At 59.8% G+C, this 26,868-nt stretch carries 30 protein-coding genes and 1 pseudogene; 11 read left to right on the top strand and 20 right to left on the bottom strand.

All coding sequences use genetic code 11. The features are described 5' to 3' along the window. Window positions 1-47 precede the first annotated feature (47 nt). Window positions 48-930 (top strand): annotated as a pseudogene (locus tag A6B35_RS27150) (ATP-dependent DNA ligase). A gap of 1,311 nt (window positions 931-2,241) precedes the next feature. Next, the gene (locus A6B35_RS27140; RefSeq protein ID WP_006203631.1) at window positions 2,242-2,550 is read left to right on the top strand and encodes a DUF1236 domain-containing protein; all 309 of its coding nucleotides are present in this window, start codon (window positions 2,242-2,244) and stop codon (window positions 2,548-2,550) included. A gap of 366 nt (window positions 2,551-2,916) precedes the next feature. On the opposite strand, the gene A6B35_RS27135 is transcribed toward A6B35_RS27140, so the two are convergent. The 3 genes from A6B35_RS27135 to A6B35_RS35755 form a co-directional block, all read right to left on the bottom strand. Beyond that, window positions 2,917-3,222 (bottom strand): hypothetical protein, encoded by a 306-nt coding sequence (locus tag A6B35_RS27135; protein ID WP_040583168.1) that lies wholly within the window; start codon window positions 3,220-3,222, stop codon window positions 2,917-2,919. A gap of 154 nt (window positions 3,223-3,376) precedes the next feature. Continuing rightward, the gene (locus A6B35_RS27130; RefSeq protein ID WP_006203628.1) at window positions 3,377-3,913 is read right to left on the bottom strand and encodes a GNAT family N-acetyltransferase; all 537 of its coding nucleotides are present in this window, start codon (window positions 3,911-3,913) and stop codon (window positions 3,377-3,379) included. A gap of 376 nt (window positions 3,914-4,289) precedes the next feature. Further along, complete coding sequence (locus tag A6B35_RS35755; RefSeq protein WP_006203627.1) at window positions 4,290-4,481, bottom strand: hypothetical protein; 192 nt, start codon at window positions 4,479-4,481, stop codon at window positions 4,290-4,292. A 134-nt stretch (window positions 4,482-4,615) separates the two neighbouring features. Here A6B35_RS35755 and A6B35_RS27125 point away from each other — a divergent pair, with 134 nt between their 5' ends. The 3 genes from A6B35_RS27125 (at window position 4,616) to A6B35_RS35750 (ending at window position 6,497) form a co-directional block, all read left to right on the top strand. Further along, window positions 4,616-5,452, top strand: a complete 837-nt coding sequence (locus A6B35_RS27125) for an ATP-dependent DNA ligase (protein WP_006203626.1) — start codon at window positions 4,616-4,618, stop codon at window positions 5,450-5,452. Between the two features lie 72 nt (window positions 5,453-5,524). After that, window positions 5,525-5,983, top strand: a complete 459-nt coding sequence (locus A6B35_RS27120; protein WP_006203625.1) for a YidB family protein — start codon at window positions 5,525-5,527, stop codon at window positions 5,981-5,983. A gap of 82 nt (window positions 5,984-6,065) precedes the next feature. Beyond that, entirely contained in the window at window positions 6,066-6,497 is a 432-nt protein-coding gene (locus tag A6B35_RS35750; protein WP_139032229.1) for a hypothetical protein, read from the top strand. A 373-nt stretch (window positions 6,498-6,870) separates the two neighbouring features. Here A6B35_RS35750 and A6B35_RS37395 read toward each other — a convergent pair whose 3' ends face one another. After that, window positions 6,871-7,755, bottom strand: coding sequence for an OmpA family protein (locus tag A6B35_RS37395; RefSeq protein ID WP_341872628.1), 885 nt, complete (start codon window positions 7,753-7,755; stop codon window positions 6,871-6,873). Between the two features lie 1,348 nt (window positions 7,756-9,103). Between A6B35_RS37395 and A6B35_RS27105 the strand changes: the two genes are divergently transcribed. Further along, window positions 9,104-10,105, top strand: a complete 1,002-nt coding sequence (locus A6B35_RS27105) for a sensor histidine kinase (RefSeq protein ID WP_006203620.1) — start codon at window positions 9,104-9,106, stop codon at window positions 10,103-10,105. A gap of 194 nt (window positions 10,106-10,299) precedes the next feature. Here A6B35_RS27105 and A6B35_RS27100 read toward each other — a convergent pair whose 3' ends face one another. The 10 genes from A6B35_RS27100 to A6B35_RS27060 form a co-directional block, all read right to left on the bottom strand. Further along, the gene (locus A6B35_RS27100; RefSeq protein ID WP_040583147.1) at window positions 10,300-10,977 is read right to left on the bottom strand and encodes a recombinase family protein; all 678 of its coding nucleotides are present in this window, start codon (window positions 10,975-10,977) and stop codon (window positions 10,300-10,302) included. Window positions 10,978-11,083: 106 nt separating this feature from the next. Beyond that, the gene (locus A6B35_RS27095; protein ID WP_006203616.1) at window positions 11,084-12,355 is read right to left on the bottom strand and encodes a PBSX family phage terminase large subunit; all 1,272 of its coding nucleotides are present in this window, start codon (window positions 12,353-12,355) and stop codon (window positions 11,084-11,086) included. 22 nt (window positions 12,356-12,377) lie between these two features. Then, window positions 12,378-12,788: a hypothetical protein gene (locus A6B35_RS27090; protein WP_006203614.1), complete on the bottom strand. Its 411-nt coding sequence runs from the start codon at window positions 12,786-12,788 to the stop codon at window positions 12,378-12,380. Then, window positions 12,789-14,036: a site-specific DNA-methyltransferase gene (locus tag A6B35_RS27085; RefSeq protein WP_006203613.1), complete on the bottom strand. Its 1,248-nt coding sequence runs from the start codon at window positions 14,034-14,036 to the stop codon at window positions 12,789-12,791. It lies immediately after the preceding gene. Window positions 14,037-14,181: 145 nt separating this feature from the next. Then, window positions 14,182-15,192, bottom strand: a complete 1,011-nt coding sequence (locus A6B35_RS27080) for an AAA family ATPase (RefSeq protein WP_006203612.1) — start codon at window positions 15,190-15,192, stop codon at window positions 14,182-14,184. Then, window positions 15,186-15,779, bottom strand: coding sequence for a hypothetical protein (locus A6B35_RS27075; RefSeq protein ID WP_006203611.1), 594 nt, complete (start codon window positions 15,777-15,779; stop codon window positions 15,186-15,188). The genes A6B35_RS27080 and A6B35_RS27075 overlap by 7 nt, the downstream gene beginning before the upstream one ends. Next, window positions 15,776-15,982 carry a hypothetical protein gene (locus A6B35_RS27070; protein WP_006203610.1) on the bottom strand — a complete coding sequence of 69 codons (207 nt, stop codon included), beginning with the start codon at window positions 15,980-15,982 and terminating at the stop codon, window positions 15,776-15,778. The genes A6B35_RS27075 and A6B35_RS27070 overlap by 4 nt, the downstream gene beginning before the upstream one ends. 3 nt (window positions 15,983-15,985) lie before the next feature. Further along, window positions 15,986-16,192: a helix-turn-helix transcriptional regulator gene (locus A6B35_RS37390; protein ID WP_006203609.1), complete on the bottom strand. Its 207-nt coding sequence runs from the start codon at window positions 16,190-16,192 to the stop codon at window positions 15,986-15,988. Beyond that, entirely contained in the window at window positions 16,189-16,395 is a 207-nt protein-coding gene (locus A6B35_RS37570) for a helix-turn-helix domain-containing protein (RefSeq protein WP_081482201.1), read from the bottom strand. Before A6B35_RS37570 ends, A6B35_RS37390 begins: the two co-directional genes overlap by 4 nt. Before the next feature lie 124 nt (window positions 16,396-16,519). Beyond that, window positions 16,520-17,356: a hypothetical protein gene (locus tag A6B35_RS27060; RefSeq protein ID WP_139032228.1), complete on the bottom strand. Its 837-nt coding sequence runs from the start codon at window positions 17,354-17,356 to the stop codon at window positions 16,520-16,522. Window positions 17,357-17,824: 468 nt separating this feature from the next. Between A6B35_RS27060 and A6B35_RS37250 the strand changes: the two genes are divergently transcribed. The 3 genes from A6B35_RS37250 to A6B35_RS27040 are packed head-to-tail and all read left to right on the top strand — an operon-like array spanning window position 17,825 to window position 19,015. Next, window positions 17,825-18,025, top strand: coding sequence for a DUF2924 domain-containing protein (locus A6B35_RS37250; RefSeq protein WP_006203606.1), 201 nt, complete (start codon window positions 17,825-17,827; stop codon window positions 18,023-18,025). Between the two features lies 1 nt (window position 18,026). Beyond that, complete coding sequence (locus tag A6B35_RS27045) at window positions 18,027-18,608, top strand: DUF2924 domain-containing protein (RefSeq protein ID WP_006203605.1); 582 nt, start codon at window positions 18,027-18,029, stop codon at window positions 18,606-18,608. Continuing rightward, the gene (locus A6B35_RS27040; protein WP_006203603.1) at window positions 18,608-19,015 is read left to right on the top strand and encodes a hypothetical protein; all 408 of its coding nucleotides are present in this window, start codon (window positions 18,608-18,610) and stop codon (window positions 19,013-19,015) included. Before A6B35_RS27045 ends, A6B35_RS27040 begins: the two co-directional genes overlap by 1 nt. A 270-nt stretch (window positions 19,016-19,285) precedes the next feature. On the opposite strand, the gene A6B35_RS27035 is transcribed toward A6B35_RS27040, so the two are convergent. Further along, window positions 19,286-20,029, bottom strand: a complete 744-nt coding sequence (locus A6B35_RS27035) for an alpha/beta fold hydrolase (protein ID WP_425277663.1) — start codon at window positions 20,027-20,029, stop codon at window positions 19,286-19,288. Window positions 20,030-20,210: 181 nt separating this feature from the next. Here A6B35_RS27035 and A6B35_RS27030 point away from each other — a divergent pair, with 181 nt between their 5' ends. Next, window positions 20,211-20,681 (top strand): MarR family winged helix-turn-helix transcriptional regulator, encoded by a 471-nt coding sequence (locus A6B35_RS27030; RefSeq protein ID WP_006203600.1) that lies wholly within the window; start codon window positions 20,211-20,213, stop codon window positions 20,679-20,681. Between the two features lie 146 nt (window positions 20,682-20,827). Here the strand turns inward: A6B35_RS27030 and A6B35_RS27025 are convergent, their stop codons facing one another. Next, on the bottom strand, window positions 20,828-21,607 hold the full coding sequence (locus tag A6B35_RS27025; protein WP_006203598.1) for an SDR family oxidoreductase: 780 nt from the start codon (window positions 21,605-21,607) through the stop codon (window positions 20,828-20,830). Then, window positions 21,604-21,933: a nuclear transport factor 2 family protein gene (locus A6B35_RS27020; protein WP_006203597.1), complete on the bottom strand. Its 330-nt coding sequence runs from the start codon at window positions 21,931-21,933 to the stop codon at window positions 21,604-21,606. Before A6B35_RS27020 ends, A6B35_RS27025 begins: the two co-directional genes overlap by 4 nt. Before the next feature lie 139 nt (window positions 21,934-22,072). Here A6B35_RS27020 and A6B35_RS27015 point away from each other — a divergent pair, with 139 nt between their 5' ends. Beyond that, window positions 22,073-22,969: a LysR family transcriptional regulator gene (locus A6B35_RS27015; protein WP_006203596.1), complete on the top strand. Its 897-nt coding sequence runs from the start codon at window positions 22,073-22,075 to the stop codon at window positions 22,967-22,969. A 273-nt stretch (window positions 22,970-23,242) separates the two neighbouring features. Here A6B35_RS27015 and A6B35_RS27010 read toward each other — a convergent pair whose 3' ends face one another. From A6B35_RS27010 to A6B35_RS27000, 3 genes are all read right to left on the bottom strand, one after another. Beyond that, window positions 23,243-23,560, bottom strand: a complete 318-nt coding sequence (locus A6B35_RS27010) for a hypothetical protein (protein ID WP_006203595.1) — start codon at window positions 23,558-23,560, stop codon at window positions 23,243-23,245. A gap of 515 nt (window positions 23,561-24,075) precedes the next feature. Further along, complete coding sequence (locus A6B35_RS27005; protein ID WP_040583142.1) at window positions 24,076-25,581, bottom strand: adenylate/guanylate cyclase domain-containing protein; 1,506 nt, start codon at window positions 25,579-25,581, stop codon at window positions 24,076-24,078. Between the two features lie 26 nt (window positions 25,582-25,607). Further along, window positions 25,608-26,747, bottom strand: coding sequence for a substrate-binding protein (locus tag A6B35_RS27000; RefSeq protein WP_006203590.1), 1,140 nt, complete (start codon window positions 26,745-26,747; stop codon window positions 25,608-25,610). Between the last annotated feature and the right edge of the window lie 121 nt (window positions 26,748-26,868).

The following is a 26,868-nucleotide window of genomic DNA, read 5'->3' as shown; positions in this document are numbered from 1 at the left end:
AAACAGCTCTGCGATATTGAATCAAATTCGATGTTGCCGGGCATTCCATGCGTAAGTGTGCCAGCGGGGACCGGTTGGAGTTCATCGAGCCGCTGATGCCGACGCTCGTCGAGAAGCCTCCCGAGGGCGAAGGCTGGATTCACGAAGTCAAATTCGACGGCTACCGCTCACAGATCATCATCGATGACGCGGACGTTCGCATCTTCACTCGTCGTGGTCTGGATTGGTCGGCAAAATATTGAGACTTGGTTGATGCAGCTAAAGAATTGAACGTCCAACACGCCATCGTCGACGGCGAGATCATCGTCACCAACGAAGCGGGGGTTTCCGACTTCGCAGCGCTGCGCAAGGCCATCACGCGGCGCCAACATGATCTGTACTTCGTCGCCTTCGATCTCCTGCATCTGAACGGCCACGACCTGCGCGACATGCCGCCGGAGGACCGTCGCGAGATCTTGGCCGAGATGATCCCGAAGGCGGGTGCATCCAATTCAGCCAAGCTCTGCATGGCAATGCGAAGGCGATCTTCCATCTGGTCGAGCAGGCCGGGCTGGAGGGGATGGTTTCAAAGCGGAAGGACAGCAAATACCGAAGCGGCCCGTCGACGAATTGGCTGAAGGCGAAATGCTACAGCATCGACGAATACGAACTGCTAGGCGTCGAGCGCGAGGCGGGCAAGCCTGCGTTTGCCCTGAGACCGAGCGCGGCACAGGTCGCTATGTCGGATCGGCGTTCATCACCCTGAATCGGGAAATGCGGGAACGGCTCTGGGAGCGCGTTCGGGAACACGCAGGGCCACCGCCGAAGGGCATGAGGCGGCCGGCGACGCAATGGGTCAGGCCGGGGCTGATTGGCCGTGTGAAGCACCTACGGGGCGAGGAAGACCTTCGCCACGCCTCGCTGCAGGATTTTAGGGAAGAAGGAACCTAGTGCCGCTCGCCAGCTTCATGGGTACGTCATTTTGAATAGCGCTGGTTTGTAAACGGTGTAAGGGTTGCGTTGTCGTCCGATCTAATTGGCTACGGACGCTTGAAAGAGTCGATCACGCTTTCGCCCACTCAACGGGAGGAAATGCGAGATGATTAGGGCTCAATGGGGCGTCGCCGACCCCGAACAACTGGCTGCGCTCGGAAAGCTCTCGGACGAATACGCTAAGGAGATGGGTATCTCTGGCGACCGCGAAGCGCGCGACCGTCTTGCTGAGCGGATTTGGACGCTATTCAACGAGGGCGTAGCTGGGCTGGAGGAGATCAGGCGACGCCTGGATTCTAGCCGAGCTCGCTTGTCCAACGGCCCGGCAGCCGGGGGGCGGGTGTGGCTGGGGTTCGACCGCCGGGCCTAGCCGGAAAACGGGGTAGGTTTGCCGGCCGGCGAGGTTATAGGCCGGGTTTCATCGCTGCCAACTTGGAAAACAGGGGTGTTTGGTGCCGCCATCCTCAAATTGGATGAGGCATAGGAGGCCGAATCCGGCCACTCTTTCATAGCCCGAGCCCGAGCCCGAGCCCGAGCCCGAGCCCGAGCCCGAGCCCGAGCCCGAGCCCGAGCCCGAGCCCGAGCCCGAGCCCGAGCCCGAGCCCGAGCCCGAGCCCGAGCCCGAGCCCGACGCGCCCGGCGAGCCTCCCATTGCCGGCCGATTGCGAGCTCAGCCGGATCCAAATTTACGCTGGAATGCAGGGTGCCCGCTGCAGGGGGAACAGCAGCGGGCATCCTGGGTTCGCCGCCGACGAAGGGACTCACGCTCGGCAGCCCGACACCAATGTATTGGTAAGGCGTTGGTTGCCTCCCTCAGTCCTCTGCCTTTCAGATTAAGACCTCAGTCGGATGCCTCTCAGGACCGTAGCCCACAGGCGGAACGATCGCACCTGGGCGCCGTTCTGATCAGTAAAGTCGGCTAACAAGGAGCGAAGGCAATGGATGATCGCAACACCAGCGTTATGGAAGCTCGGTGGCTTCTTGCTGTGCCCGCCTCGCTTATCTTGACGGTTCTTTTCGCTGGTTTCTGGCTCACGTGATTAGCCAGCCGGCCATGTTTCACAGGGGCACACCGACCGCCGCTGGGGTATGTTCGACGGACCATCGGGCCAGCGGCATATGCTAACGGCATTGATTAGCCATGAGGGCGCGGGGTCAAGAATAAAAAGTAGATTTGTGGAACAATCGATATCCGTAATAGTTCTGTTGTGGGCAGCGAATACATAATTGCTAAGAAGCGGCCCTTGAACACTGAAAGGTCTATCAATCATGAAAAAGTATCTTATCACCATCGCCGCCGGTCTTGCGCTATTCGCTGGAATCGGTGCAGCTGTTGCCGACGATATCGTCGTTCTCAAGCCTGAACAGCAGACGGTTGTCCGTGAATACATCCACAAACAGAAGCTCGCATCCGTCAGCCTGCTCGGTGTCGAACTCAACGTCGGCACGGCTCTGCCGGACACGGTCGAGCTTCACGCGATCGATGTCCCGGACGTCAAGTACAAGTATACGGTCGTCGGAGACCATGCAGTCCTCGTTGACCCGGATACGCGCAAGATCGTGCAGATCATCGAATAAATCTGCTTCGGCTGGACGATAGGCTCGCTGCCTTCCCCGGCAGCGAGCCATTTCTGGCTTATCCCCAGACGGCCAGCCGATCGGTAAAATTGTCCGGGTTCCGTTAAGGTATTCCGCATTAGCGCCGGCTCATGGTCTCGACGTTGCCTTGCAACGGAGCCCGCTGCCAACCCCAACAGCCCACCCCCCCAGGCAGCGGGCTTTTTCTCCTTCGCATTTCAAGTGGCTAATGTTTTCGCGATGGCCTTGCGCCAACGGGAACTTTCTCGCGCTTCCTGAATTTTAGCTACAGGCGGTGCATTCTATCGACCGTCCAAGCAACAGGCCTTCCGCCATAACCCCTCATGGCGGAAGGCCTGTTGCGTGTCAGGTCGGTTTGTCGACCAGCGGTTTCTTTCTCTGCGGAGCCACATAGCTCGTCACCAGCCTGACGGTCGAAATGTCCACCGTCACCGGCGGGGACAGGTTCAACGTCACTGTCTTCTCGTCGACGCGAAGGACATCGCCGGTCAGTTCGATCGGCTGGCCCTTCTTCAGTGTAGATGTCCTGTCCACTATCGAGTGCGGGAAGCCGTAGGACGGAATGGAGACGCTTACCCTGTCTTCGGTCACGCGTCGCCGCACTGTCGCGGTGATAGCGACCTCATCGCCTATCTTGATGCCCCTTGCCATAATCGAGCCGCTAAAACCCGCGAAGACCAAAGCCCGTCGCCTGCGCTCCCAGTAGGCGGCGGGCTTTCCGTTGAGCGATAGGGTTGCTGGCTGGCCCAGCCTAGGCCGACATAGGAATGGGGCTGCTTCCTTGAGTGCGAGCCCGCCCGATCATTCACAACGTCTTCCTCATCCGCAACAGTGGCACACCCGCTCCACCTCTGTTGTCGACGACTTCTTCAACCGCCTCAAAGCCGCAGGCCCGATAGAGCGGCTCACCGGCCATCGTTGCCATAAGCTCGACTCTTGTGAAGCCCTCGCCGCGGGCGGCATCCTCGCACAGCTTGAGGATTAGACGACCCACGCCTCGGCGGATGAAGGTGGGATGCGTATACATGGCACGCACGCGCGCAGCGTCTCTTGTCGGGTCAAGCAGCGCTGCATCGCGCCCGGGTGAACGGTCGCCGCCGTAGAGGGTTTCGCGCCGACTCCATCCGCCGCAACCGGCCAAGACGCCATTTTGCTCGACAATGAAATATGTTCCATCATCAATGAGTTGCGTATCGAGCCCCATGATCGCTCGGCTCGAAGCGATCTGCGTTTCCGTGAGGAACGGCTTCTGAAGCTCGCCGATGGCTGCATTCATCAATTCAGCCAGCGCCGGCATATCGGCACGGGTCGCCAAGCGGTGGTCTAGGCTGATCCGCGGCATTCGTCGGCAGCTCCAGTGCAAACTGGTTTGAAGTTAGCACAAGATCCTAACCAACGGAAAAGGCGTAAGGCACACCCAGCGGTCCGGCGGTCGAGGAGGTCGGGGTGCGGTGTTCGGCCGCCGGGCCTAGCCGACACAGAGGGGATTTTGTCGGCATAACCCGATTATACGCGTCGACTCTAATTGGTAAAACCAAAGGGCTGGCTCCTCAGGTTGTCCTGGCGCTTCTTTCCGCCTTCGCCTACGGATTCGCAAAACTTGTGGAACGATATGGCGGCGTTGGCGATCGACCCTCTCCGTGTGAGGAATGGTCGAACCCTGATTGCTCAGACCCGAGCGCGCCGCCTTCCGAGCCTAAGCCTTAGCTAAACCTTCCTCAGCCTCCGCCGTCTGCAGGAGGATCGGCGGGAAGTCTCAGGCGTGTTCGGTGATCCGCAGCGCAATTCTTGGCATCTTGTTCGATCTCGAATTCACGCTTGCTGAGTTGTCCTTGCTCAACGATTTGGACGATCCACTGACCGCCAAAATACACGACCGAAACGCGGGCAGGCCCATCATCCATTTTCATGGGCGTGTTCGTATTCCTCCTTTCAGAATCTCGTTATGTTCACTCTGGCTAATATAAGCCGGCGACCTAGACTCGGTTCCATGCGTAGGCGGGCAGGCGCCGACTCCGGCCGGTTGGAGTTTATTGAGCCGTTGATGCCAACCCTGGTGGATAAGCCACCCGAGGGCGATGGCTGGCTGCATGAGGTGAAATTCGACGGCTACCGCTCCCAGATCGTCAGGGATGCCGGCGGCGTGCGCATCTTCACCCGCCGCGGCCTAGACTGGAGATCGAAGTATCGCGACCTCGCCAAGGCGGCCGGCGAGTTGGAGGTTGAGAGCGCCATCATCGACGGCGAGATCATCGTCACCAACGAGGCGGGGATCTCCGACTTCGCAGCACTGCGCAAGGCCATCACTAGGCGCCAACATGATCTGTACTTCGTCGCTTTCGATCTGCTGCACCTCAACGGTCATGATCTGCGCGATATGCCGCTAGAAGACCGTCGCGAGATCCTGGCCGAGACGATCCCGGAAGGTGAGCGCATCCAGTTCAGCCAGGCGTTGTCGGGCGATGCGAAGGCGATTTTCCATCTCGTCGAGCAGGCCGGCCTCGAGGGCATGGTTTCGAAGCGCAAAGACAGCAAATACCGAAGCGGGCAGTCGACGAATTGGCTGAAGACGAAATGCTACAGCATCGACGAATACGAACTGCTAGGCGTCGAGCGCGAGGCGGGCAAGCCTGCGTTTGCCCTGATGGCCGAGCGCGGCACAGGTCGCTATGTCGGATCGGCGTTCATCACCCTGAATCGGGAAATGCGGGAACGCCTCTGGAAACGGGTCCAGGAGCATGCAGGGCCACCGCCGAAGGGCATGAGGCGGCCGGCGACGCAATGGGTCAGGCCGGGGCTGATTGGCCGTGTAAAACACCTACGGGGCGAGGAAGACCTTCGCCACACCTCGCTACAGGATTTTCGGGAAGACGCGGGCTAGCGCCGACCGGGTCGAACGGGTGGAACCTTTGCGAGCACGAAATCTTCTCCCTGTGACCTAAGGGAGGAACCAATGGCAAATCTGGGAAAACTGGCTGTCGCAGTGCTTGGTCTTCTGGCTTACCAGAATCGCGACAGGATCGGAGACTTGATCCGCGGGGCAGGAAATCGCGATCCAAACAACCCGCAAGGCGGGCTCATGGATCAGCTGTCCAAGGGTGTGTCCGGGACAGCGCTTGGGGACATCCTCGACCGCTTCAGAAACGCAGGAGTGGGGTCGAAGGTAGATTCGTGGGTTAGTACCGGACCCAACGAGCCGATCGAACCGAAGGACGTGGAGACGGCAATAGACGATGACACCCTCACTGCTCTTTCGATGCAGACTGGTCTGTCGCGCGATGAACTGATCGCCAGGATCACGAAAGATTTGCCCGAGGCAGTCGACAAGCTGACGCCAAAGGGCGAACTGCCAGCAGCGACCGATGAGATCACACTCCTCGATCAGGTGCCACCACGCAGCCCCCAGCAGTAGCGGTGGATGATGTGCTTGCCAGCGCGACCGATATCAGGAATGTAGTCCTTCGTTGCGGCGACCCCAATCAACGGAGATCGCCATGCCCCAAAAGACACTCGCCGACACCCTGGCCGCCCGCGGAACCGTGTACGTCAATTCCGGGCATCCGATGTGCTGCAAATCGACAAAGCTCGATCTTGGGGCGCTGATCGAAAAGCTCGGCCCCGATCACGGCTCGATGCATCAGGATTTGGTCGGGCTCTTTGGCTGCTCGACATGCAAGGCCGCCGGCGCGACCGGGGGCCGGCGTTCTTCACATGCATTCCCGACTACGCCGGCCAGCAACGTGAGCGGAACCGCAACTGGAAACCGACTTTCAAGCGAGACTAAAGCAGATCCCGCCGAAGCCCGAACACGCGCTGAAAATATGCATGGAGACTCAGTCCGCTGGGCGGAACAAAAATTTGCCTCACTCGTTGAAAATGCTGGCCGGATGCCCTTGTGCCCATACCCCTTTCCGGCCAAGCCTTGATGGGCCCGCTGCTTTCCCGGCAGCGGGCCTGACTCTCGCAAAGGCCCCAACTAGGCTCGACTGAATACGACCGTGCCGTCGTCTTTGCGGACTTCCACCGCTACGATACCGTCATCCTGCTTTCGAACAGGAAAGGTCGCCAGAGCGTGATCTCTCGCGGCCTTCTCGGCATCGAAGGGCGACTTTTTAACGATGCCCTGTCTCCCGTACCAAATCACCGTGTAGGCCACTGCTGCGACGCTCCCTTAAAAGGCGGCTCACAGGATGCGCGTCGACACGGGCACGCACAAGCTTTGCTCTCTTTGCCGGAGCAGGTGAGATCGGGACTTCTTACAGCCGGCGATTGATGACCAATCGCCGGGCTGTAATCGCGTTAGTTGGCGCTTGCTACAGGTGCCACGAGTGGCGTGATGCGGCGGACGCCAACGCGCCGATTCTCACGAGTAGCTTCTTCGGTCTTGATCTTCAGAAATTGCTCGCCGTAACCTTGGGTCACCAAGTTTTCCGGCGGAATAGCAAAGCTGTTGGTAAGGGCGGATGCGACGGATTCGGCGCGCCTGTCCGATAGCGCGAGATTGTCTTCGTCCGAGCCGACAGCGTCGGTATGACCTTCGATCAGAAAGGTTTCGGCCGGATTCTCGCCCAATAGTTTTTCCATCGCCCCGGCGAGACCCTTCAGCTTTCCCAATTCACTTTCAGGTATATCAGCTGAGCCGGTCTCGAAAGTCAGCGTATCGAGATCCACGCGGCGGACAATGTCACGAACACGGGCCGAGCGCTTCACTTCATCAACCGAGTACAGTCGCTGGATGCGTTCGACCGGCGGCTGGTCCAGGAAGGTGTAGTATCGTTCCGGATCGTCAACGTCGGCCGCATCCAGGATATATTCGTTCACCGGAATCGTGAGCCGGATTGGGGCCAGATCGAGCCCCGGATCCCGCCAGCTGTTGTCGCGGTTGTAGTATTGATCGTCAACATAGACCATCACGTACTCGCGGCCATCCGGAGTGATGCGTGAGCGCCGGATGACATTGCCATAGCGGTCCCGCACGGTGATAATTTGGTTGCCGTTCTCGCGCACGATCGTCTCGCGGGTACGACCACGGGGAAGGTCTTCATAGAAGACCTCCTTGGCGCCGCGAGTCATGCGCGGCCGGTCGTTGCTTTCGACCGTAACATGGCCGCCGAACTGGATAATGATCCGGTCGCCAATCTCTCGGACCACGTCGGTTCCCTCCGGACGCTCGCGCTTTCGCACGTCCTCTTCATCGGGCGAGCGGTCGCGCCGCGAGCCTTTTTCTGACTTGACGGACTGAACCTCCTTAGGCTGGGCGGCCTCGGTCGCTGCAGCGTCCGACGTGGGAGGAGGGCCAGCATCTGCCGGTTGGGCCGTCGGCTCTTCCGTCGCTGCAGGTGCTGGGCCATTGGCAGGGGCAGATTCCTTCTGACTATCCAAAACAGGGGCTGCGTCGGGGTTCGCAGGTGCCGCATTCGCATCGGCGGGCGCTTGACCCGCTTTCGCAGGCTGCTCAGTTGCAGCCGGAGCCCCCGTTGCCGGAGCCTCGGTGCGAGGTGCAGTCGGCTCGGTCGCGGCCGGAGGCGTGGTTACAGGCTGCTCGGTTGCAGCAGGCGCTTCGGGTTGAGCTTGAGGCTGCGGAGCCGGCTCGGTCGCGGCCGGAGGCGTGGCAGCAGGCTGCTCGGCTGCAGGGGCTTTAGGTTGATCTGAGGACTGAGGAGCGGGCTCGGCTGGGGCCTGGTCAGTCGGACTGGGGGTAGGCTCGGCCGTTGGTGCAGCTTCTGCAGGGGCCTCTTCCGCGGGGGCAGGAGCGGCCTCAGGCGCGGGAGCAGGTTCTGCTTGTGGTGCCGGCTGCTCGGAGGCTGGCGCCTCGTTGGCCTGGCGAGCGGCACACGCCTCGGCGCTTTCCCCCTCCTGGCAAACGGCCTGCGCAAGGATAAGTGCCGTCGCCTGCATGGATGGGTCGACGACGCCATTGCTATGCAAAGGGACGGCGCCTAACGGCGAGGACGCCATCAGTAAGCCAAGCGCGGTCCCCGAGATTATTTGCCGTTTGTACTTCATGGTTTTGAAATTCCTTTAAAGACGTGTCCCGTCGCCATGAGAACACTTCTCACGCGCAATCGTTCCAATTGGCGCTTAGGCTCGATGGGTAAGGGCTAGACGTTCCAATCGCTGATCGACGCGACGATGACGGTGACGACATTTTGCCATCGGGCACCCTGCAACCATAGCCAGCCCCTGGAGCTGGAGAAGCTCCGCGATCGGTTCGGACCGGGACGCGCCGGCAATGGCCGACGACCTCACTCCCAAGCTGAAATAGACCAAGTGCGGCGGCAAGACAGTCGGCCTCATCTATACGCCCGACACCAGCCGGAACGCCTACGGCAAGGCCAAGGACGGGCGATGATCCGGCCATATGGAACTTAACGCCTGATTCCGGCTTATGGCCCGGATGAGCACACGTGTACCAACTTCCACAAGGCTTTCCGACAACGTACCTGAGACGGTAGGCACCAACGTCATCTCGGTGGCCGAACTGACACAAAATGTTCGCCGTACGCAAGGCAAGGAGAAGGAAGACTTACCATTGCCCTCCGATGCCCATCCATTCATAAAATGGAACGCTAGTCACCTGCGACTCGCCATCGACGCAGCGGGCGTAGCGTTGTGGTCGTGGAACGTTGACACAGATCATTTTACAATGGACCAGCATGGTTATGGCCTTTGGGATCTGCCGTTCCGTCGTTTCGTGATTTTCGAGGACCTCTCTGCCAAGATTCATCCTGCAGATCGGGACAGGGTCCGTGCGGCCTTTGCTGCAACTCGCGCGATAGTTGGTCCTTACGAGATCGATTTCCGGATTATGGTCGGAGATACCGTGCGATGGATTTCTGCCCGAGGCCAAGGAGATGATGCCAACATCGAAGGCCGGACGATGTTTGGAGTTTTTCTCGACGTCACGGGTCGCAAGCAGGCCGAAGAGGCCAACGAACTGCTTGCAGGAGAGATGAGCCACAGAGTCAAGAATTTGTTGAGTATCGCAACGGCGCTAACCACGATCACGTCACGATCAGCCAAGTCCACGGAGGAGATGGCACACGAACTGACGAGCAGGCTCGCGGCGTTGGGAAGAGCCCACGATCTGGTGCGCCCGGTACCAGGACGTGAAGAGAACGGCGCACTGCTTGGGGATCTGCTCACGATCCTGCTGGCACCATACGATGATGTGGGAGCATTTAGCGGCCGCGTTCGGGTGTCGGTGCCGCGAATGTCGGTCGGCGAGGTAGGCGCGACCACGTTGGCGATGATCGTCCATGAACTTGCAACCAACTCCATGAAGTACGGCGCATTATCAGCCGCGACCGGAACACTCGACGTTTCCAGCACTATCGAGGAAAATGAAGTGATAGTAGTGTGGACCGAGAGGGGTGGTCCGCCCGTAGTAGCGCCCGGAGAGCTTGCCGGTTTCGGGAGCAAACTTCTTCGGCGCAGCATAACGTCTCAGCTCAACGGTTCAGTTCATCACAATTGGTCGGACGAAGGCGCAATCATAACTCTGCGGATGGACAAAGACCGGTTGTCAATCTAGGGGGCGCAACGGTTTGACCAACGTAGCGCCGAGTTGCGACCAGGGATCGACACAGATCGAGACGCTAGAGCCAAACGGGTAGCCCAAGAGATAGTAGACTTGGAGCGCAAGGCTCGCTGGCGAATGTCAGGAGACCGACAGATGGGAGCTGGAAGCGCCTGATGGCCAACCGGTCGTGCACCGATAGTTTCCGCCTATAAAAGGAGTTTCGCAACAAATTGGCGTGCGAGAACGTTGCGGACGTTCGAGACCTGCCACCGGCCGTTCCGCGCTGTGCGCACGCCGCGATTGTTCAATGCGATTGCCAGACCACGTAGACTGGTGACACCGGAGCGCTGAATCGACGCGATGATTGGCAGCACCGTCTGGGCAAATCGATCAGCTTCATCAATCGATATCTTCCGGCCCTTAGCCGCGGCCTCCGCCGTATTGGTCGGGTTGCCGAGTTTCATGCCGGTCGTCTTGCGAGAGGCGAGGGCCGCCTTTGTGCGATCCGAGATCAGCCGGCGCTCCTTCTCGGCCAGTGCCGCATAAAGGTGCAGCATGAAGGGATCGGCATCGGCACCGAGTTCCGCAACGATGAAGGGAACACGCTGAACCATGAGGCCAGAGATGAAGGCGACGTCTCGGGAGAGGCGATCGAGCTTGGCCACGACTACCGGGCATTTTGCTTGTCGCGCCTGGGCGAGGGCGGCTGCTAGTTGGGGCCGGCGATCGAGGGCATCGGCGCCCTTTCCAGTTTCGACCTCAGTGAATTCCTGGATGACTGCAATGCCCTCGGCATCAGCAAAGCCGGCCACCGCGGCGCGCTGTGCCTCGATGCCAAGACCTGATCGGCCTTGGCGTTGAGTGGAGACCCGATCGCTTGTCATGCTGCTGTTTCCTGGGTGTTCAAACTGCAAACCACCGTTTGCAGTGTGCTCACAAAGAGGATTTGTGCAAGTTGATCAAGGGGATAAGCTTGAAGCAGGCCTGAAGCTAGACCACCCAACGCATATCGCGCTTCGGATAGACGGGTGGCTTTCGGGGCTCTTCGTACGCAACGCAGATCAAGCCGAATGCATCTGCGCCATGACTTGACCAGTCGTGTTCGGGACCCAGACCGATGTTACGGGCCTCGTCATGCTTTTCATGATACCAGCCCAATGCATCGAGACCAGGCGAACAGGTTGCCTCGTTGAACCAGAATGCCGGAAACAGCCGGCGACCCGCTTCAACGCGCTTGAGCGCTGCGCCCTTGCCCTGGTTGGGAACGGTCGTGACATCGAATCCGGCGGAGCGGATATGGTCCTCGAAACGGATGGCGGTGATCGCATCCTCGTGCGAGCCGTCATGCGGGAGAAAGCACTCCGCATTGCCGTAGCCCTTCGACCGCAGCCATTCGAGATGAGCTGCCAGCGGCTGGCGTATCGCCTCATAATAGTCGAGCACGCGAATCTCGCGGCCGACGTATTGAACGATCCAAATGGCGGTTGCGTCTCTGACGCCGATATCCCAGAAGGCCTTGATCGAGAGCAGGGGATCGCGGGCAACCTTGCCAATTCGGCCTTCGTGACGGGCCGCGGTCAACGAGGCGGCGTAGTAGGCGCCGGTGAGCACGGTCGCATATTCGCCTTCCCAGATGTGACGATACTGGTCGGGATCTGTCCTTATGCAGTCTAGGCGCTCTTGTTCGAGCTCTGGCGGCAGCCACGGATTGTCTGACCAGTTGGCGCGGACCACCCTTGCTCCCGTCGGAGGCTCAAGCCCCCGCAGCATGACGTCCACCGGATCTGTCTTGCGACGAGGGTTCCAGGAAAACCAAAGCTGCGAGCCGGGCGCACGGATGGTTGGGCGCAAAAGCGCCAGTGACGTGGTCGAGAGCGTCTGGGCCTCCTCGACCCATGCCCTCCCAAAGCCCTCCAATGACTTGATCGACTCGGCTGTGTGGTCCTGCATGCCCTGGAACGTGATGACGCCATCGCCTGGTGTCTCGATGACCTCTCGAAAGACTCTGAAGCCTGCTGCTTCCCCAAGCCGGCATTCGGCGAGCTTGTCCTCCAACAAACGCTTGGCGGATTCTTTTAGGCTCTTCTGGACCTCGCGGATGCAGACCGAACGCAACCCGCGCTCGGCAAGGCTGTCCTCGATCATCAGGCTGGCGAAGAAATGCGATTTGCCAGATCCGCGACCCCCATGTGCTGCCTTGTAGCGGGCAGCGGCCAGCAGCGGTCGAAAAACCTGAGCAGTTTCGATGCGCAGCGTTGCCACGATCTACACCTTCATTGGCGGACTATGCGCCGTTTCGATTGCGCGCAGCTGGTCTATCCAGCGCAGGAGAATCCAGCGCCTTGAGGCGTTCTGGGTCAGGCGGCCCGATGATCACTCGGCTGATGGTCTGTATCGGCTCGCCGCTATGTTCATTGACGATCGTCTCCTTCCAACCCATTCGGGTCTTGGCCCAGAAGATAGCTGCCGTGACGGATTGCTGGCCCTCTCCGGTGGCTTTCCGAAACAGGCTCTGAGCGACAGCCGAATTGGCTTTGGTGTGGCCGATCCTCAACTCGTGCCGATAGTGTTTGCGCAACGTCTTGGGATCGATGCCCACCATATCGGCGATACCTGTCTCGGGCACGCCGTAGCCAGCCAGCGCCTCGACCTGGCGCCGGGAAGCTTCGTCTGGCTTGTGGGACGTTCTTGCCATTTAGACGGCCTCCTGGGCACGCTCAGCGGCAACAGCGGCGTAGGTGCGGCCAGCGCCCTCCAGCACCGCCTCGCTGCCTGTGAAGGCCTGCCAGCGAAGCACGGCTACATCGACGTATGACGGATTGAGCTCGATCGCATGACACGAGCGACCGGTCATCTCGGCGGCAATTATCGTCGTGCCGGACCCGCAGAACGGTTCATACACCGCTTGGCCGGCCGAAGAGTTGTTCTCGATCGGACGACGCATGCACTCGACCGGCTTTTGCGTGCCGTGGCCGGTGTCGGACTTTCGGTGCGGGATCGCCCAGATAGTGGTCTGTTTGCGATCGCCCGCCCAATGGCCTTTCCTGCCCTTCCTGACGGCATACCAGGCCGGCTCGTGCTGCCAGTGGTAGTCGCCGCGGCCGATCACCAACCGGGTCTTGTCCCAGATGATCTGTGCACGAACAGCGAAACCACTGGCCTCGAGGCTGGTGACGACCGACGCCGAGTGGAGGGCGGCGTGCCAGATGTACATGACGTCGCCTGGAAACAGCGCCCATGCCTCGCGCCAGTCGGAGCGGTCGTCGTTGAGGACGGTTCCCGTCGCCAGCCCCTCTGACGGGACGCCAAGGCGCGTCCGCCAGGCAGGATCGTAGTTGACGCCGAACGGCGGGTCCGAGACCAGCAGGTGTGGCTTGACGCCGGCGAGCACGCGATCGACGTCGGCGGGATTGGTGCTGTCGCCACTGATGAGCCGATGCTTGCCCAGCACCCAGACATCGCCGGGTAGGGCGGTCGGCTTCGCCGGTGGCTCGGGAACATCGTCCGGATCGGTCAGGCCAGGATTGGCGGTGCTGGTCAGTGCAGCGATCTCGATCTCGTCGAAGCCGGTCAAAGAGACATCGAAGCCCAAGTCATTTAGGTCGGACAGTTCCAGGCCGAGTGTCTCGGCGTCCCAGCCGGCATTCAGCGCCAGCTTGTTGTCGGCAATGATCAGGGCGCGCTTCTGGTTTTCGCTGAGCCCCGTGAGTTCGATCACCGGCACTTCACTCATGCCCAGCTTGCGGGCCGCCAGCAGGCGACCGTGACCGGCAATAATGCCGTTCTCACCATCGACCAGGATGGGGTTCGTCCAGCCGAACTCCCGGATCGATGCAGCGATCTGCGCCACCTGGGCTTCGGAATGGGTGCGGGCGTTTTTGGCAAATGGAATGAGCGCCGATGCCGGCCGATATTTGATCGCGATGGCTGCTTCGGTTTTCATGCGCCGAATTCTACAGCAATGGCTAACTTGCTGTAAGGACGACATTTTCCGACGGAAATACGCAGATGTTCGCAACCGTTGGGGGGGACGAGCTTCAGCCCCATAACCCCGATAACCGCGATAACCCGCCAACGAGGATCTCTTCTCAAAGCCGACCCGGGTTATCGCGGTTATCAAGGTTATGGGCGTCCAGGAAATAGCGGCCCTTTTCCCGCAGAATTTCGCCCTTCTGCGCCATCTTGAACAAAAGCTGCTTGGTGTTGTTTGTTTTCCAGCCCAATGCCGCGCCTAGATCGGTCGGGGTTATTGGCTCCCGGTTATCACGAAGGAATTCAATGATGACCGAACGCTCGTCGGTGCGACGGACCTCAGATGCCTCGCCGATAACCGTCCAGTAACCCGCGGTGAACTTCAGCGCACTCTCCTTCTCCTCGACATCTCGTCCGCGGACATAGAGGGTGACACCGTTCTGATCCTTGTCCAACACCAGGGTCGTGTCTGCGCACGCCGACATGCCATTGGACCCGCTCAGCGCTTCCAGAGGATCGTCAGCGCCACCCTTCTTGGTATGGTGCAGGGCTACCACCGCGATGCCATTCCCAGTCGCCCATCGTTGCAGCCCCGACAAGACCGCATAGTCGCTCTCATAGGCGTTCTGATTGGCATTGCCCGGCGGCTTAATTCGCTGCAGGACGTCGATCACCACCAGTCGAGGCTCGTCGACGGAGAGGCGCCATTCGTCCAGCGCCTCAATGAAGCCATTGTTGAGCATCGGAGCTTCGCTTGCCCAGTCCAGTCGGGACAGATCTGGCCGGCGATGGGCGTGGGGGTAGAGCGTCTCGACCCGTCGCTGAATCCGACGGGGGCCGTTCTCCATGTCGATGTAGAGCACGTCACCCTGCTTGCAACTGATCGCGCCCATTGCGGTGCCACCGCAGGCGACCGCGAGGGCGAAGTCGATCGCTAGCCATGTCTTGCCGAGCTTCTGGCGCCCGGCAAGAATGGCTAGACCCTCGGGGACGTAACCCGTCACCACCCAACGGATAGGTGGGAACAGCGTCGCCATAAGGATAGTGGTATTGGTGCGCACCAAGCGCTTCGCCTTCGTTTGCTCGCGCTCGTAGTCTGCTATGGGAACCGGTCCCGGGTTCAGCATGCGACGATCTCCCGCTTCGACGTCATGACGAACAACTCAGGCAGGTGAGTCGGGCGCATACATCGCCGATAGCGCGGCAGCAGGCTTTCGGCCAGTGCGATCCTGGGAGCGTCACGGAGCTTGTCGAACGCGCGATGCCACTGGTCCGGCAATACGACGATCCCGTCTCGCTTCCCGCGCAGCCAGTCCAGGGGGTGGGCAAAGATATTCAAAGCGCAATCGAAGCTGTACGTGGCCGCCGCGCTGATCATCTCCTCGCCTAAGGCAAAGGCATGACCGAAGTCGGTGGCAAACACGTTCGTCTTCGGATTCCAGAAGACCGAGTCCTCCTCGGTCTCAACGACAAGCCAGCGGTCGCCGACTGGCGTTGGCTCAAAGAACCCGTCGTGAGCCTTGATCCCGGTCGCCGTCTTGATCATGCTCGGCCGGACGATCGTCGGGACCGAAACGCCCTGACTGAGCAGCCAATCGAGTTCCTGTTCTTTAAGGAGGTCGGGGACAACAAGTTTCCGGGAAGCGAATTCGCAACCGTCAAGGCCGTCGTCTTCTTCCTGGCGGTATGCCGGGCTTTTGTAGTGAACTGTCATTTGGCCCTCCCGGAAGAGAAGGCGAGTTCGGCGATCACGATGGCGACCTGCACCGACAACATGTAGCGAGCGACGAGCCGGCGAACTTGCAGGTCGATGCAGGTTACCCTATTGGTCTCTCCGTCATCTTTGCTCACCGGCATCGTGACATTGGCCCGGTTAGCGCCTGCAAGCGCTGCCGGGTTTTCTTTTTTCATATCCATCTGTCACTCCCACGAGCCGAGGATCGAGGAGTGCGTCTCTGCGCGCCGACGGCGTTCGTATGCCTCGACGTCGGCGAGGGCGTAAGTGACCTTGCCCCCGAACTTGTGGTAGTTCGGGCCAGTCTTAAGCCACCGCCACCGTTCAAGCGTCCGCGGGCTCACCCGCAAGCGGTCGGCTAGTTCACGCTGATTGAGGTAGTGAGGGGTCATCGCGAGCCCTCCCCGGTGGATTGGTGATGTGATGCAGTCGGGAGAGACCGCACGAAAGCATCCAATTCGTCCGCTAGGATGAGCACACGCTTGCCGGATTTGCGCGGCGTCAGCTTTCTCTCGCAGAAGAGCCGGTAGAATGACGATCGCGAGATTCCGGTGCGCTTTATGGCTTCGGATAGGGTCAGGGAAATTTCAGACATTTGAATATCCGCTGGCCGTATTCGCTACCAGCACGCAGCCGAGCACCCTTGCTCAGATGCTTGGTGATATGCCGGGGTGTACCGACAAACATGGGAGCCGATACGCGCTAGTATCGATGACCTATCAGCCCCCTTGCGCGGCCCATGAATTGGCCTCGGCAGCCACCGCCTTCAGACGCTCGGCCAGCGCGGTCGGACTTTCGACCTTCTCCTGAAGCGAGAGTTTTTCGGGATCATCGGCGGATTGGATGGCTATGGGCGCTTTGACGGAGCGAAAACAGAGATTCAACGCATAGATGAACTCGGAAAAGGGTGACGCCATTTTTTCCGGCGCATCAATAGCGTCGTCAATTGTAGCCTGCTTGAAAGGGCTGATCGGGTGTCCTGCTGACTTCGCCCAATCCCGTAACTGCCAAAGAAAATCTCGAAATGCGCTGCCAGGCGCGAAGCCGACCTCTTGGTCCTGCTTTATCGCACTCCCGACGCGATCCATGCTGAGGACGAGGCCGTGCGCAAAATTCATAAGCACGCTTGCGTTTAGATTGACGAATACAGGTGAATTGGACGGCTCGAGGTGGCCCTCACTTGGCATCACCCGGACATGCTCGCGCTGTATCGATATGAAAATGGACTCGTACGAGTCCGCCAAGAGGGACTCCAATGCGTTGGCTGCATCCCCATTTCCAAGCAATCCGCCTTCGGCAAATCGAACGAACGGCGCGACGGCTTGTCGGACTTCCTCAAATTTGGCGCGGGTCTTTGATCTGGGTTCACTTACCAGCTCCCAAACTTTGCCCTTCAGGAACCGGTTTGCGATGGCTCGTACTTTTCGACGGTCGAGAGTGCGCAGTGTTACGCCATAAATTTCCTGGAGCCGTTCAAACTCCAGCTTTGAAATCCGCACCCTGGGATACGGGCCTGCGTAGCTGACGATCGAGAGTCTCTTTGGAACTGGGGCCATCTCAGCGGCAGTCCCACTCATATGAGCCCGAAGGGGGATCGATTTTTGGCCCGTTTAAGTGCACGTACACTCGGCATCTCGACGACGGGGATCCCTCGGGTCGTCCCTCGCTTCGACTGGCTGTGAGCGCTGAAGGAAGCCCCTCAGACCTGCTCACGATTACAGTTCTTTTCGCAGCGCTCCACAGCAATTCGCTGGTGACTGGAGCAGCTGATTTCGATGGTTAAAGCTCGATTACCAAGAGCTGCCGGAATCGAAACAAATGCCAGGCCCGAACCCACTTCATCCGGATCTGATGGACGCCGTCGAACGCCGCGAAGAACTCGTGGCCATCCTCGTCGTGGGGCTCATGCGTCTTCGAGCCCGGCAGTCAAGCAGACTATCTGCGGAGTTGGAGAATAGTTTTGTCGACTTCGTTCCCAACCAGAGCGGTGGTGCCGTCGAAACTTCCTGGCTGAGCTGAAGACTATGGACATCGTCGCGCTCAAGGCCAAATGGCGCGACCACTTCACCTCGGAGCCGCCACCGTACAATAGGAAGTTCTTGGAGAGCCGCCTGGCCTATCGCATCCAGGAACTGGCCTACGGCGGACTGAAACCCGAGACCTTGAAACGGCTGGCGGCATTGGCCGAACAGCTCGAGCCTCGGCCCAGGCGTCAGGAAAGATAACATGCCGGTGGCGGGCACGCGGCTGCTGCGTGAATGGCAGAGTGAGCAACATATCGCCACGGTGCTGGTCGACGGTTTCGAATATCAAGGTCGCCCCTACAAGTCGCTCTCCGCGATTGCGCGGGCCATCAGGGGACTGATCTTCGCACCCAACGGCTACGCCATGACCCCTGCCCATACCAGGAAGAAGGGGCGGCTCTACCGTTACTACGTCACTACCAGCGTGCAGAAGCTCGGGCCGGAAACCTGCTCGGTACGGCGCCTGCCTGCCGGCGAGATCGAGGCCGCAGTCATCGATCAGGTCCGCATCCTGCTGCGCTCGCCAGAGATGATTGTGAAGACCTGGGCGGTCGCGCGCGAGCACGGCGACGAGATCAGCGAGACCGAGGTGCGCGACGCACTGGTTCAGTTCGATAGTCTTTGGGGAGAACTCTTTCCCGCCGAGCAGGCGCGCATTATCCAGCTATTGGTCGAGCGCATCGACGTCGATGTAGACGGCATCTCCATCCACCTTCGGACCGAAGGCATCGCCAGTGTCATAGCGGAGCTTCGGGAACGACCAAACCTGGATAGGGCCGCCTGATGAACAACCGCGAGATCAGCCGCGACGGCAGTTTGCTAACGGTCTCCATCCCGATGGCGATCCGCAAGCGTGGCGGTCGCAAACTTGTCGTGTCCCCGGCTGGAGCAGAGCCTTGGGGCCCGTCGCGACCGTGCATCGACAACACGCTACTGAGAGCCCTTGTCCAGGCATTCCACTGGCAGCATGAGCTGGAATCAGGGCAACACGCGACGATCAGCGAACTCGCTGCGGCTGAGAAACTCGACCGGTCGTTCGTGTCCCACATGCTTCGACTAACGCTCTTGGCGCCGGATGTGGTCGAGGCAATCCTCGACGGGCGACAGCCTCCGACGATGCAATTGCAGCCGCTGGTGCGCGGGTTTCCCGTTGAGTGGGAGCGCCAACGGCGCGATGGCTGCTGCTTGTGAAGGTCTGGTTTTAACCCAAGCAGGCTTTCGCAGGTGAAGGCGCGCATGACTGCTTTGCGCCTCAAACCGGTCACATCGGCCGAAGCTGCGCATCCCGAAAGCAGACGTCGGTAATTATAAGGTCCAGTGGCGGATTGCATAACTGGCGAATTGTGCTGACTGGTCCGACGGCGCCCCGCGCGATGATGCGTGAGGTATCGGATACAGGGGACAGATCCTAGCGAGCTAGCAGACGGTTTTTCGCCGTCTGCCCATTGTTTGCGCCCGGTTTCACTGGGCGGCTTGCGTCGTGCTCTTCGCGGCCCCATCGATGACATCAGCGATCACGGCCGGCTGCGTGAAGAACAGCGCATGGCTGGCGTCGACCTCAGTCACCTTTGCGCCAATGCGCTTGGCCATGTCCTGCAGCATGCGCTGATCGAAAGCCTTGTCCTGACGAGCGATGACCGCCCAGCTCGGCGTGGTGTGCCATGCGGCATTCTTGAGCTTGATGCCGAACGACGACAGGTTGATCGGCACCTGGGAGTTCTCCAGGAAGGCAGCGTCTTCGTCGGTCGTATCGGCTGCAAAGCCCGCCTTGAATGTGCCAGCCTTTAGGATGCCGAAACCATCAGCCGTCGGTTCGATCACGAACTCCGGCGGCGTCGTATAGCCCTCATATTGCTGCGCGGTCGTTTCGCCGGCATCGGGCGACAGTGCGGAGACATAGACGAGGCCGGTGACCTTGGGATCGATGCCCGCTTCGGTGATCATGACGCCACCCCAGGAATGACCGACGAGAATGGTGGGGCCGTCCTGACGTTCAATTGCTCGTTTCGTGGCGGCGACATCGTCGGCCAGTGAGGTCAGCGGATTCTGCACGATGGTGACCTTGTAGCCACGCTGAGTGAGATTGTCATAGACGCCGCGCCATCCGGAGCCATCGGCAAACGCGCCGTGGACGAGGACAACGTTCCTGACGACCTGGGTGTCAGGAATCTTTTCAGCGGAGTGGGCAACGGTTGCGATGCCGATCGCTGCGGTGGTGGCGATGATGGTGCTGGCTTTCACTGTCTCTCTCCTTTTGTTATCGCGATATTAATTATCGCGATAATTGCCTTCTAGCTGTCTCCTCGATGAATGTCAATCATAATTGTTATCGCGATATATCTTTCCACGAAAACATTAGCTATAAGCCAAGCGGAAGGAGACCCTCATGGCCAAACAGAAATCGAACGACCCCGTGCCCCTCGACCATCAGGTCTGCTACGCCATCTACTCGGCGGGCATGGCCATCCAGCGGCTGTACAAGCCCTGGCTGGATCAACTCGGCCTGACCTATCCGCAATACCTCGTGCTGAACGTGCTGTGGCAGGAGGACGAGCAGACGGTTGGCCATATCGGCGAGAAACTCGCCCTTGAATCGAGTACCCTGACGCCCCTGCTCAAGCGTCTGGAAAGCGCAGGGCTGCTGCGGCGGACTCGCAATCCCGACAATGAGCGGCAGGTGGTCATCGGTTTGACCGATCAGGGCCGCGCGCTCCGGTCGCGGGCGGGCTGTTTGGGCGATGCGCTTCTGGACAGCTCCGGCCACACGCCATATCAACTCGGTTCGCTCAATCATCAGGTCAGGCAATTGCGTGATGATATCTACGCGAAACTGGGCAGCTGGGCTGCGCCTTCGTGAGCCGATATGTCGGGGTCGGGTTCTATCGGTGAACGGAGCCGCGGCAGTTTATCCCAACCGCAGCGGCCACGGGCATTATCTAGCTAGGCCTTGCCGATCCCTCCCAGCACATGAAGGTCGCGATGAGCCGGCACACCGTCTTTTGCTCAAGCGGTCGGAACAGTCCCACCGTCGATCACATGCTCTGTCCCGGTAATGGACGCTGCTCGATCGGATGCAAGGAACGCGATCAGGTCGGCGACCTCCTCCGGCTTCGCCGGTCGTCCCAGCGGTATGCCGCCGAGCGAGTTCATGATCACCTGCACTGCGGCGTCGTAGTCAATGCCGGCTTCCTCGGCTATGCGCAGGGCCAGACCGTTGGCCCCCGGATCGGCAATCCAGCCGGGAGAAACCCGCACCACCCGCACGCCCTTCGGAGAAACCTCCTTGGAGATGCTCTTGCTGTACGTGTTGAGGGCTGCCTTGGCCGAGGCATAGCCGGTTGTCGCCTCGGGTAACGGAAGATTTCTCTGGATCGAGGTCACGTGGATAACGACGCCTCTCCCCTGAGCGACCATGCCGGGGATGAGAGCATGATCAAGCCGGACCGCCGGAAAGAAGTTGAGATTGAACTCCCTGTCCCACTCCTCATCCGTGAGCGCAGCAAAGCCGCCTGAAGGGGCGGAAGAGCCGCCTAGCACGTTCACGAGGATATCGAGCCCACCAAGATCACGATGCACCGCGTCGACGACGGTTTGGACCCCCGCCTTGGTGGTCAGGTCGGCTTCGACGAATGCCGCACCGGAGAAGTTCGCCGGCTTGGTGCGAGCGGTGGTGAGCACCCGGGCGCCAAGCTCCTGGAAGAGCGCCACGGTTGCGGCGCCGGCGCCCGAAGTACCGCCGGTGATCAGGGCCCGACGCCCCTGCAGCGTGAGGAAGGGTGTCATACCGTGATCTCCAGTTCTGCGACCTTGTCACCCACCAGGACGAAGAGGAATCGCAGATCAATCGGGCTTCCGGGGAAGGTGCCGACGGCATGGGCCGTCACCTCGGTCTTCCCGTTCTCAGTGGCGATCAAGAAGGGCTCGACCGTGTAGCTGTATTGCTTGCTTTCATCAGCCATCCACTTGCGAATGGCATCACGACCCTTATGGGTCTTGCCCTTATCCTTCACGCTGCCGTTTTCGGTAAAGGCGGCTGCGACAGCATCGGGCCTGCCATCTCGGTCGGCGTCGAAATAGCCTTCGATGCCTTTGGGTAGTTTGATCGTCATCCTGGTCTTCCAATCATGTTTCCAGCCTGTGCCGGCCGTGGGCCGCGACCCTCTGAAGGTCGACCAGGACAATCTAAGGCTGGACGATTGACTTAATAACTGGGACAAATCAGGATGAGGAATTACGAAAAGAGGGACAATGACTCGATCTCTACTGGTCGATCTGGACGCCGTTCTCAGCATCGCCCGCCTTAGCTCGTTTCGGGCGGCCGCGCTCGAGCTTGGCATGTCGACGACGGCACTCAGCAATGCCATCGCAAAGCTTGAGCAGCGCCTAGCCGTTCGTCTGTTCAACCGCACAACGCGAAGCGTCTCGCTAACAGACGCGGGAAAGACATTTGTCGAGCGCGTTGGGCCGGCGATGTCGGACATCCACGATGCAATGCTTACGGTCCAATCTCTTCAGGAAACTCCGACAGGCACATTGCGCATCAATGCCTTTGCAACAGCGGCCCGAGAGGTAATCGAACCGCTCATCCTGTCGTTCATGCGGCGCTATCCTCAGGTGCATATCGATCTGGTCACGGAGGGACGGATCGTCGACATCGTTGCGGCAGGCTTCGACTTGGGCCTGAGGCCGGCCGATCTGGTGCCGACTGACATGATTGCCGTGCCACTCGGCCTGAAACGCAGCAATGCCGTCGTGGCATCACCCGACTTCCTGCGCACTTATGGCAGGCCCACCGTACCAGCCGACCTATACCGGTTTCGCTGCATCCGTGCGCGTCTCCCCAACAACGCCTTGTTTCGGTGGAAATTCGAGAAGGACGGGAACGCTGTTCAGATCGATGTGCAAGGCTCGATGACCCTCGATGAATCAAGCCTTGTCAGGATAGCCGCTCAGAATGGAGTCGGGCTCGGATACGTCATGGAAGCAGATGTGCGCGATGACATTGCCGCGGGGCGACTGGTGCGCGTTCTTGAGGACTGGACGCCCTCTCTGGCCCCACTCGCGCTCTATTACCCTGGCAGGAAGAATCCGCCAGCTGCCTTTACAGCATTCATTCAGGCGGCCCGCGATTTTGCGAATGGGTAACGCTCCGGTGCACAGATCAATGCTTAAAGGAGACGGTTCCAGCGCAGCTCGACGCCAGAAGGGATTCGAACGCTAGACCTCAATCGCGACGGCAGCAACGCGCCTCGTGTCGGTCAATAAAGTTAGCTGTGCCACTGCCTAAAGCGGACACTACCGGTGATGTCCTAGGTCCGAGTGATCGCGGTTCTATCACCGGGCAAAGGAAAGGCCCACGCCGTCGCGCAAAGGCCCCCTTCAACCGCGCCTTGAGTTGGAGTCGTGCGCGCGGCGAAGCTAATGCAAAACTGAGTCTAAGAAACGTATCAAAACCGGGCAATAGGTTGTTTCCTGTTTTTGCGTAAGAGGTCTTGCTAATCGCTCTGCTTGGACCTCGTCAATAATATATGCGAAGTCGGGATGTACTTCGATAATGCCGTATAGCATCGCGCTAGCCGCCGCCTTCTTTTCGGCCGGCACGCTGCACGTGTCGCCTAGAATTGGCACGTCAGCCAGCATAGCGACTGTGAACTTAATCCTGCCCATATCAGTATCGGCATGCACCCCAGTGGCAAACGAGGTCGAGATGAGAAGGGAGATCAGGAAAGATTTCATTTGGGTTATCCCTCCAACGGCCACGTTGAGGTTTACGTTTCTCGCGCGCGTTGTCAAAGCGCCACAGCGGCCTGTCATGGAGGCCGATCAGACAGAGCACGCCGAAGAGCAGGCAGTAGATTGCGATGAGCCAGGTGGAACCAGGTGAGGCTGAGTTCCGCCATCGAAGGCTCGTAGGCGCGCTCGTTGATCCGGCCGTTGCTCACAGCACGAGCTATGATCCATGACGACGGCCACCTGCAAGGTCTGCTTTCAGAGCCGTCACTTCCTGCCATGAACGACCATGGGGTCCGGGAGCCGAATGGCTGCTTTTGCCGACTGGATGCTCGAAAGCTGCCGATCTGCTTCCGGCCCAAAACGCGACGTCCGAGTGGTGGCTTGGCGATGTCCGTAGTTGGCGCAAGCCGGACCTAGCGAGCGATGGCTTAGTTGTGGTCTTTTTTGACAGGCGAGCGAACCGCAAAACTGCCCTCAGCAATCTGGGGGAAGCTCCATCCTCCACCTTAGCATCGCGGTCATGTCTGCGTCGGCATGATCGCTATGCGATGGACTTCCATCTTTTGGCCGATGCCCCTGAGGTTCTCGTAGTTGCGCGACACCGGACGTGATTGGACGATGTCAGCGACGCCCGGCACCTCCATCACCGCTGCACTGATGCAAACTTCGTTCACGTCGGCTAGGCCTTGCACTCGTGCCGCGATATTCACGTCGTGTCCGAAATAGTCGATGCGGTCGTTTAGCGTCACTGCAATCGCCCGCCCCCTGTGGACACCAACCTTGAGGCCGAGTGGACGCGAAGCGGTCCGGTTGAATTGCGACAGTTCTTCGATCATCTCGATGGAGGCGCGGACGGCGTCCTGGGGGCGCTCGAAACCGGCCATGACCGCGTCGCCGATCGTCTTGACGATGGTGCCGGATCGTTCCCGAATGATTTTGTTCAGTATCTCGAAGTGCTGGCGAACAAGGAAATATGCGTTCACGTCGCCCGCGGCTTCATACAAGGGAGTCGACTGCTTTAGATCGGTGAAAAGAAAAGTCACGTCGGAGACTTGAAGGCTCTCGCCTTCGTCCACAAGCTGCGCCTTGTAGAGTTCACTGAAGCTTGGGGTGAGCAGCAACCGCTTGCCGGTGAGAAGCGGTTCATACTCGACCAGATGAGGCTCGAAACCGAAGGGATACTGGACGAACCAGAAGCGACCGCGATCATCGGTCCGGTTCTCGATCTGGATTGTGTGCTTACCTGGACTGAGATCGGCTGTCTGCCGAAACGAGAATCTTCCGTCACCGAGAATCATGTCTCTTGGTGCTGTGGGCCGGTCAGGCAGGAGGAAGCGGCCCGACTCGAGCTGGACCGTTGTCCGTTGCGGATCCGCCGGCTCCCCGTCTGCGAAGAAGACCAGAAGGAGTTTGTGGCTCAGATCCAGTACCTCGAAACGGCCTGCTGTGACGTCGAAGTCGAAGCTTCGGTCCTCGTGGGGCTCTATATCGGCGAAACCCCGCGAGAGCGCGGCGACCAATTGCTGGTGCGTCATCCCATGCGGCGCGATGAAGCCCTTGGAAAAGTTGTAGCGGAGGTAAAAATCCTCGACAGACAGCACTTCGGGATGCCGGAACCTGATGTCCCGCACGCCGCTCGAGATCGTAAAGGTGACCTGAATGTAGTCGTCCAGCGCGACATCGTTGATCGCGTTGCAAAACGCGCACTGAAAGCGCGGATGGACCTGGTCAAGTTCGCGAAAGCTCCCGGCGACTTGTGGGCAATATGCGCAGATGAGGAGCCAGTCCATCTCGAACAGGCCCACCTTGGCTGCATGCACGAACAACTCTATTGCGTCCGCCTCGGAAAGGTCGACAGCGCTGCCGTATTGGATTGGGTTGACGCGAAAGAGATCATAATCATCGGCAGTGCGGATGAAGCGTTCGAGCTCCGGTAGAACGTTTGGTACCCAGCCTCTTGCCGATCTGAGTGCGCCGAGGCGCTCGCTCAGGACACTATCGTTCACCGGAGACAGGACACTCATCTCATGCACCCTACCTGACGGACTGACTACGCTATCGGCCCCCGGCCGAAATCCGCGGCGGACGGTACCATCGCCTCGTCCGGGTCGATGGCCCCCAGGCTCTCGACGATCTCGAAACGGCCGTTCTGCGCCTGGGCGATATACATGTTCATACGGACGTGGTGCTGGCCAGGAACCATTTCTGCGGGACCGCCCGGCCCTTCGACGATCCTTGCGTGATCGAGGGCTGCGATGACGTCCTCCTGGCGGAGCGAGTTGGCCTCGTTCACGGCCGCCGCCCAAAGCTTCATCCCTCTGTAGAGGCCCGAGCAAGCGCTGCCGCCCGTGAACTGCTCGTTGCCGCGATAGCGCTCGTCGTACGCGCGAAGCAGCGTCTTGCTGAAGGGATCGCTGACGTTCTGGTAGTAGTCGAGGCAGCCGTAGAGGCCTTCCACATGCGGCGGCGGCAGCAGGCCGAGCAGATTCTCGTCGAAATACGTGCAGATTAGCCGCCCGCCGCGGTTCTGGAAGCCAGCGTCATGGAGTTGCGCGAAAAATGGCACGACCCCAGGCGGAACGATGGTATTGAACACCACCTCCGCTCCGCTGGACATGATCCTCTCAACCGTTTCGCCGTATTCCATGTGATCGAGCGGATAGTATTCCTCGCCGACGATGCTGCCACCTTCGGCGTTGACGAGCTGGCGGACCCTCTCGTTCATCACGTGCGGCCAGATGTAGTCTGCGGACGGGAGGTAGAATGTCTTGGCCCCGGTCTTGCGCATCAGCCAGGGAATGAGCGGGTTGAGCTGCTGCGCCGGCACTGGGCCGGTGCAGAAAATCAGTGGGTCGCATTCCTGGCCTTCGTATTGCTCGGGGTAGATGTAAAGCGTCCTGCCCTTCACGACGGCTGGGCCTTTGATGGCCTGCCGCGTGGAGCTGTAGATGCCGCCGAAGATCACATCCACCTTGTCCTGCGCCACAAGCTTGGCCGCCTTGGCCTCCGCGACAGTGTCGGTCGTTGCGCCGTCCTCGAGATAGAGCTCGATCTTCCGCCCCAGCAGTCCGCCGTCGGTGTTGATCTGGTCAACCACCATCCTTGCCACGTTGGCGTTGGCGCGGCCCATGAACGAAAGTGCTCCTGTCTCCTCCGCGATCATGCCGACTTTGATGGACGCTTGCGCCATAGCAGATACCTCTCATCCGCCCACATCGAAACTCATGAGCCGGCTGTAGCCGACCACACCGGCAGCGAGGATGGCGGTCAAACGACGCTGCACTGCCTCCTCCGTCATTTCGGGTGACCCC

This window comes from Mesorhizobium amorphae CCNWGS0123 (assembly GCF_001686985.1).
GTDB classification, from domain to species: Bacteria; Pseudomonadota; Alphaproteobacteria; order Rhizobiales; family Rhizobiaceae; genus Mesorhizobium; species Mesorhizobium amorphae.
The sequence above is the reverse complement of the archived record's forward strand: the minus strand, read 5'-3'. Positions and strand labels throughout refer to the sequence as shown.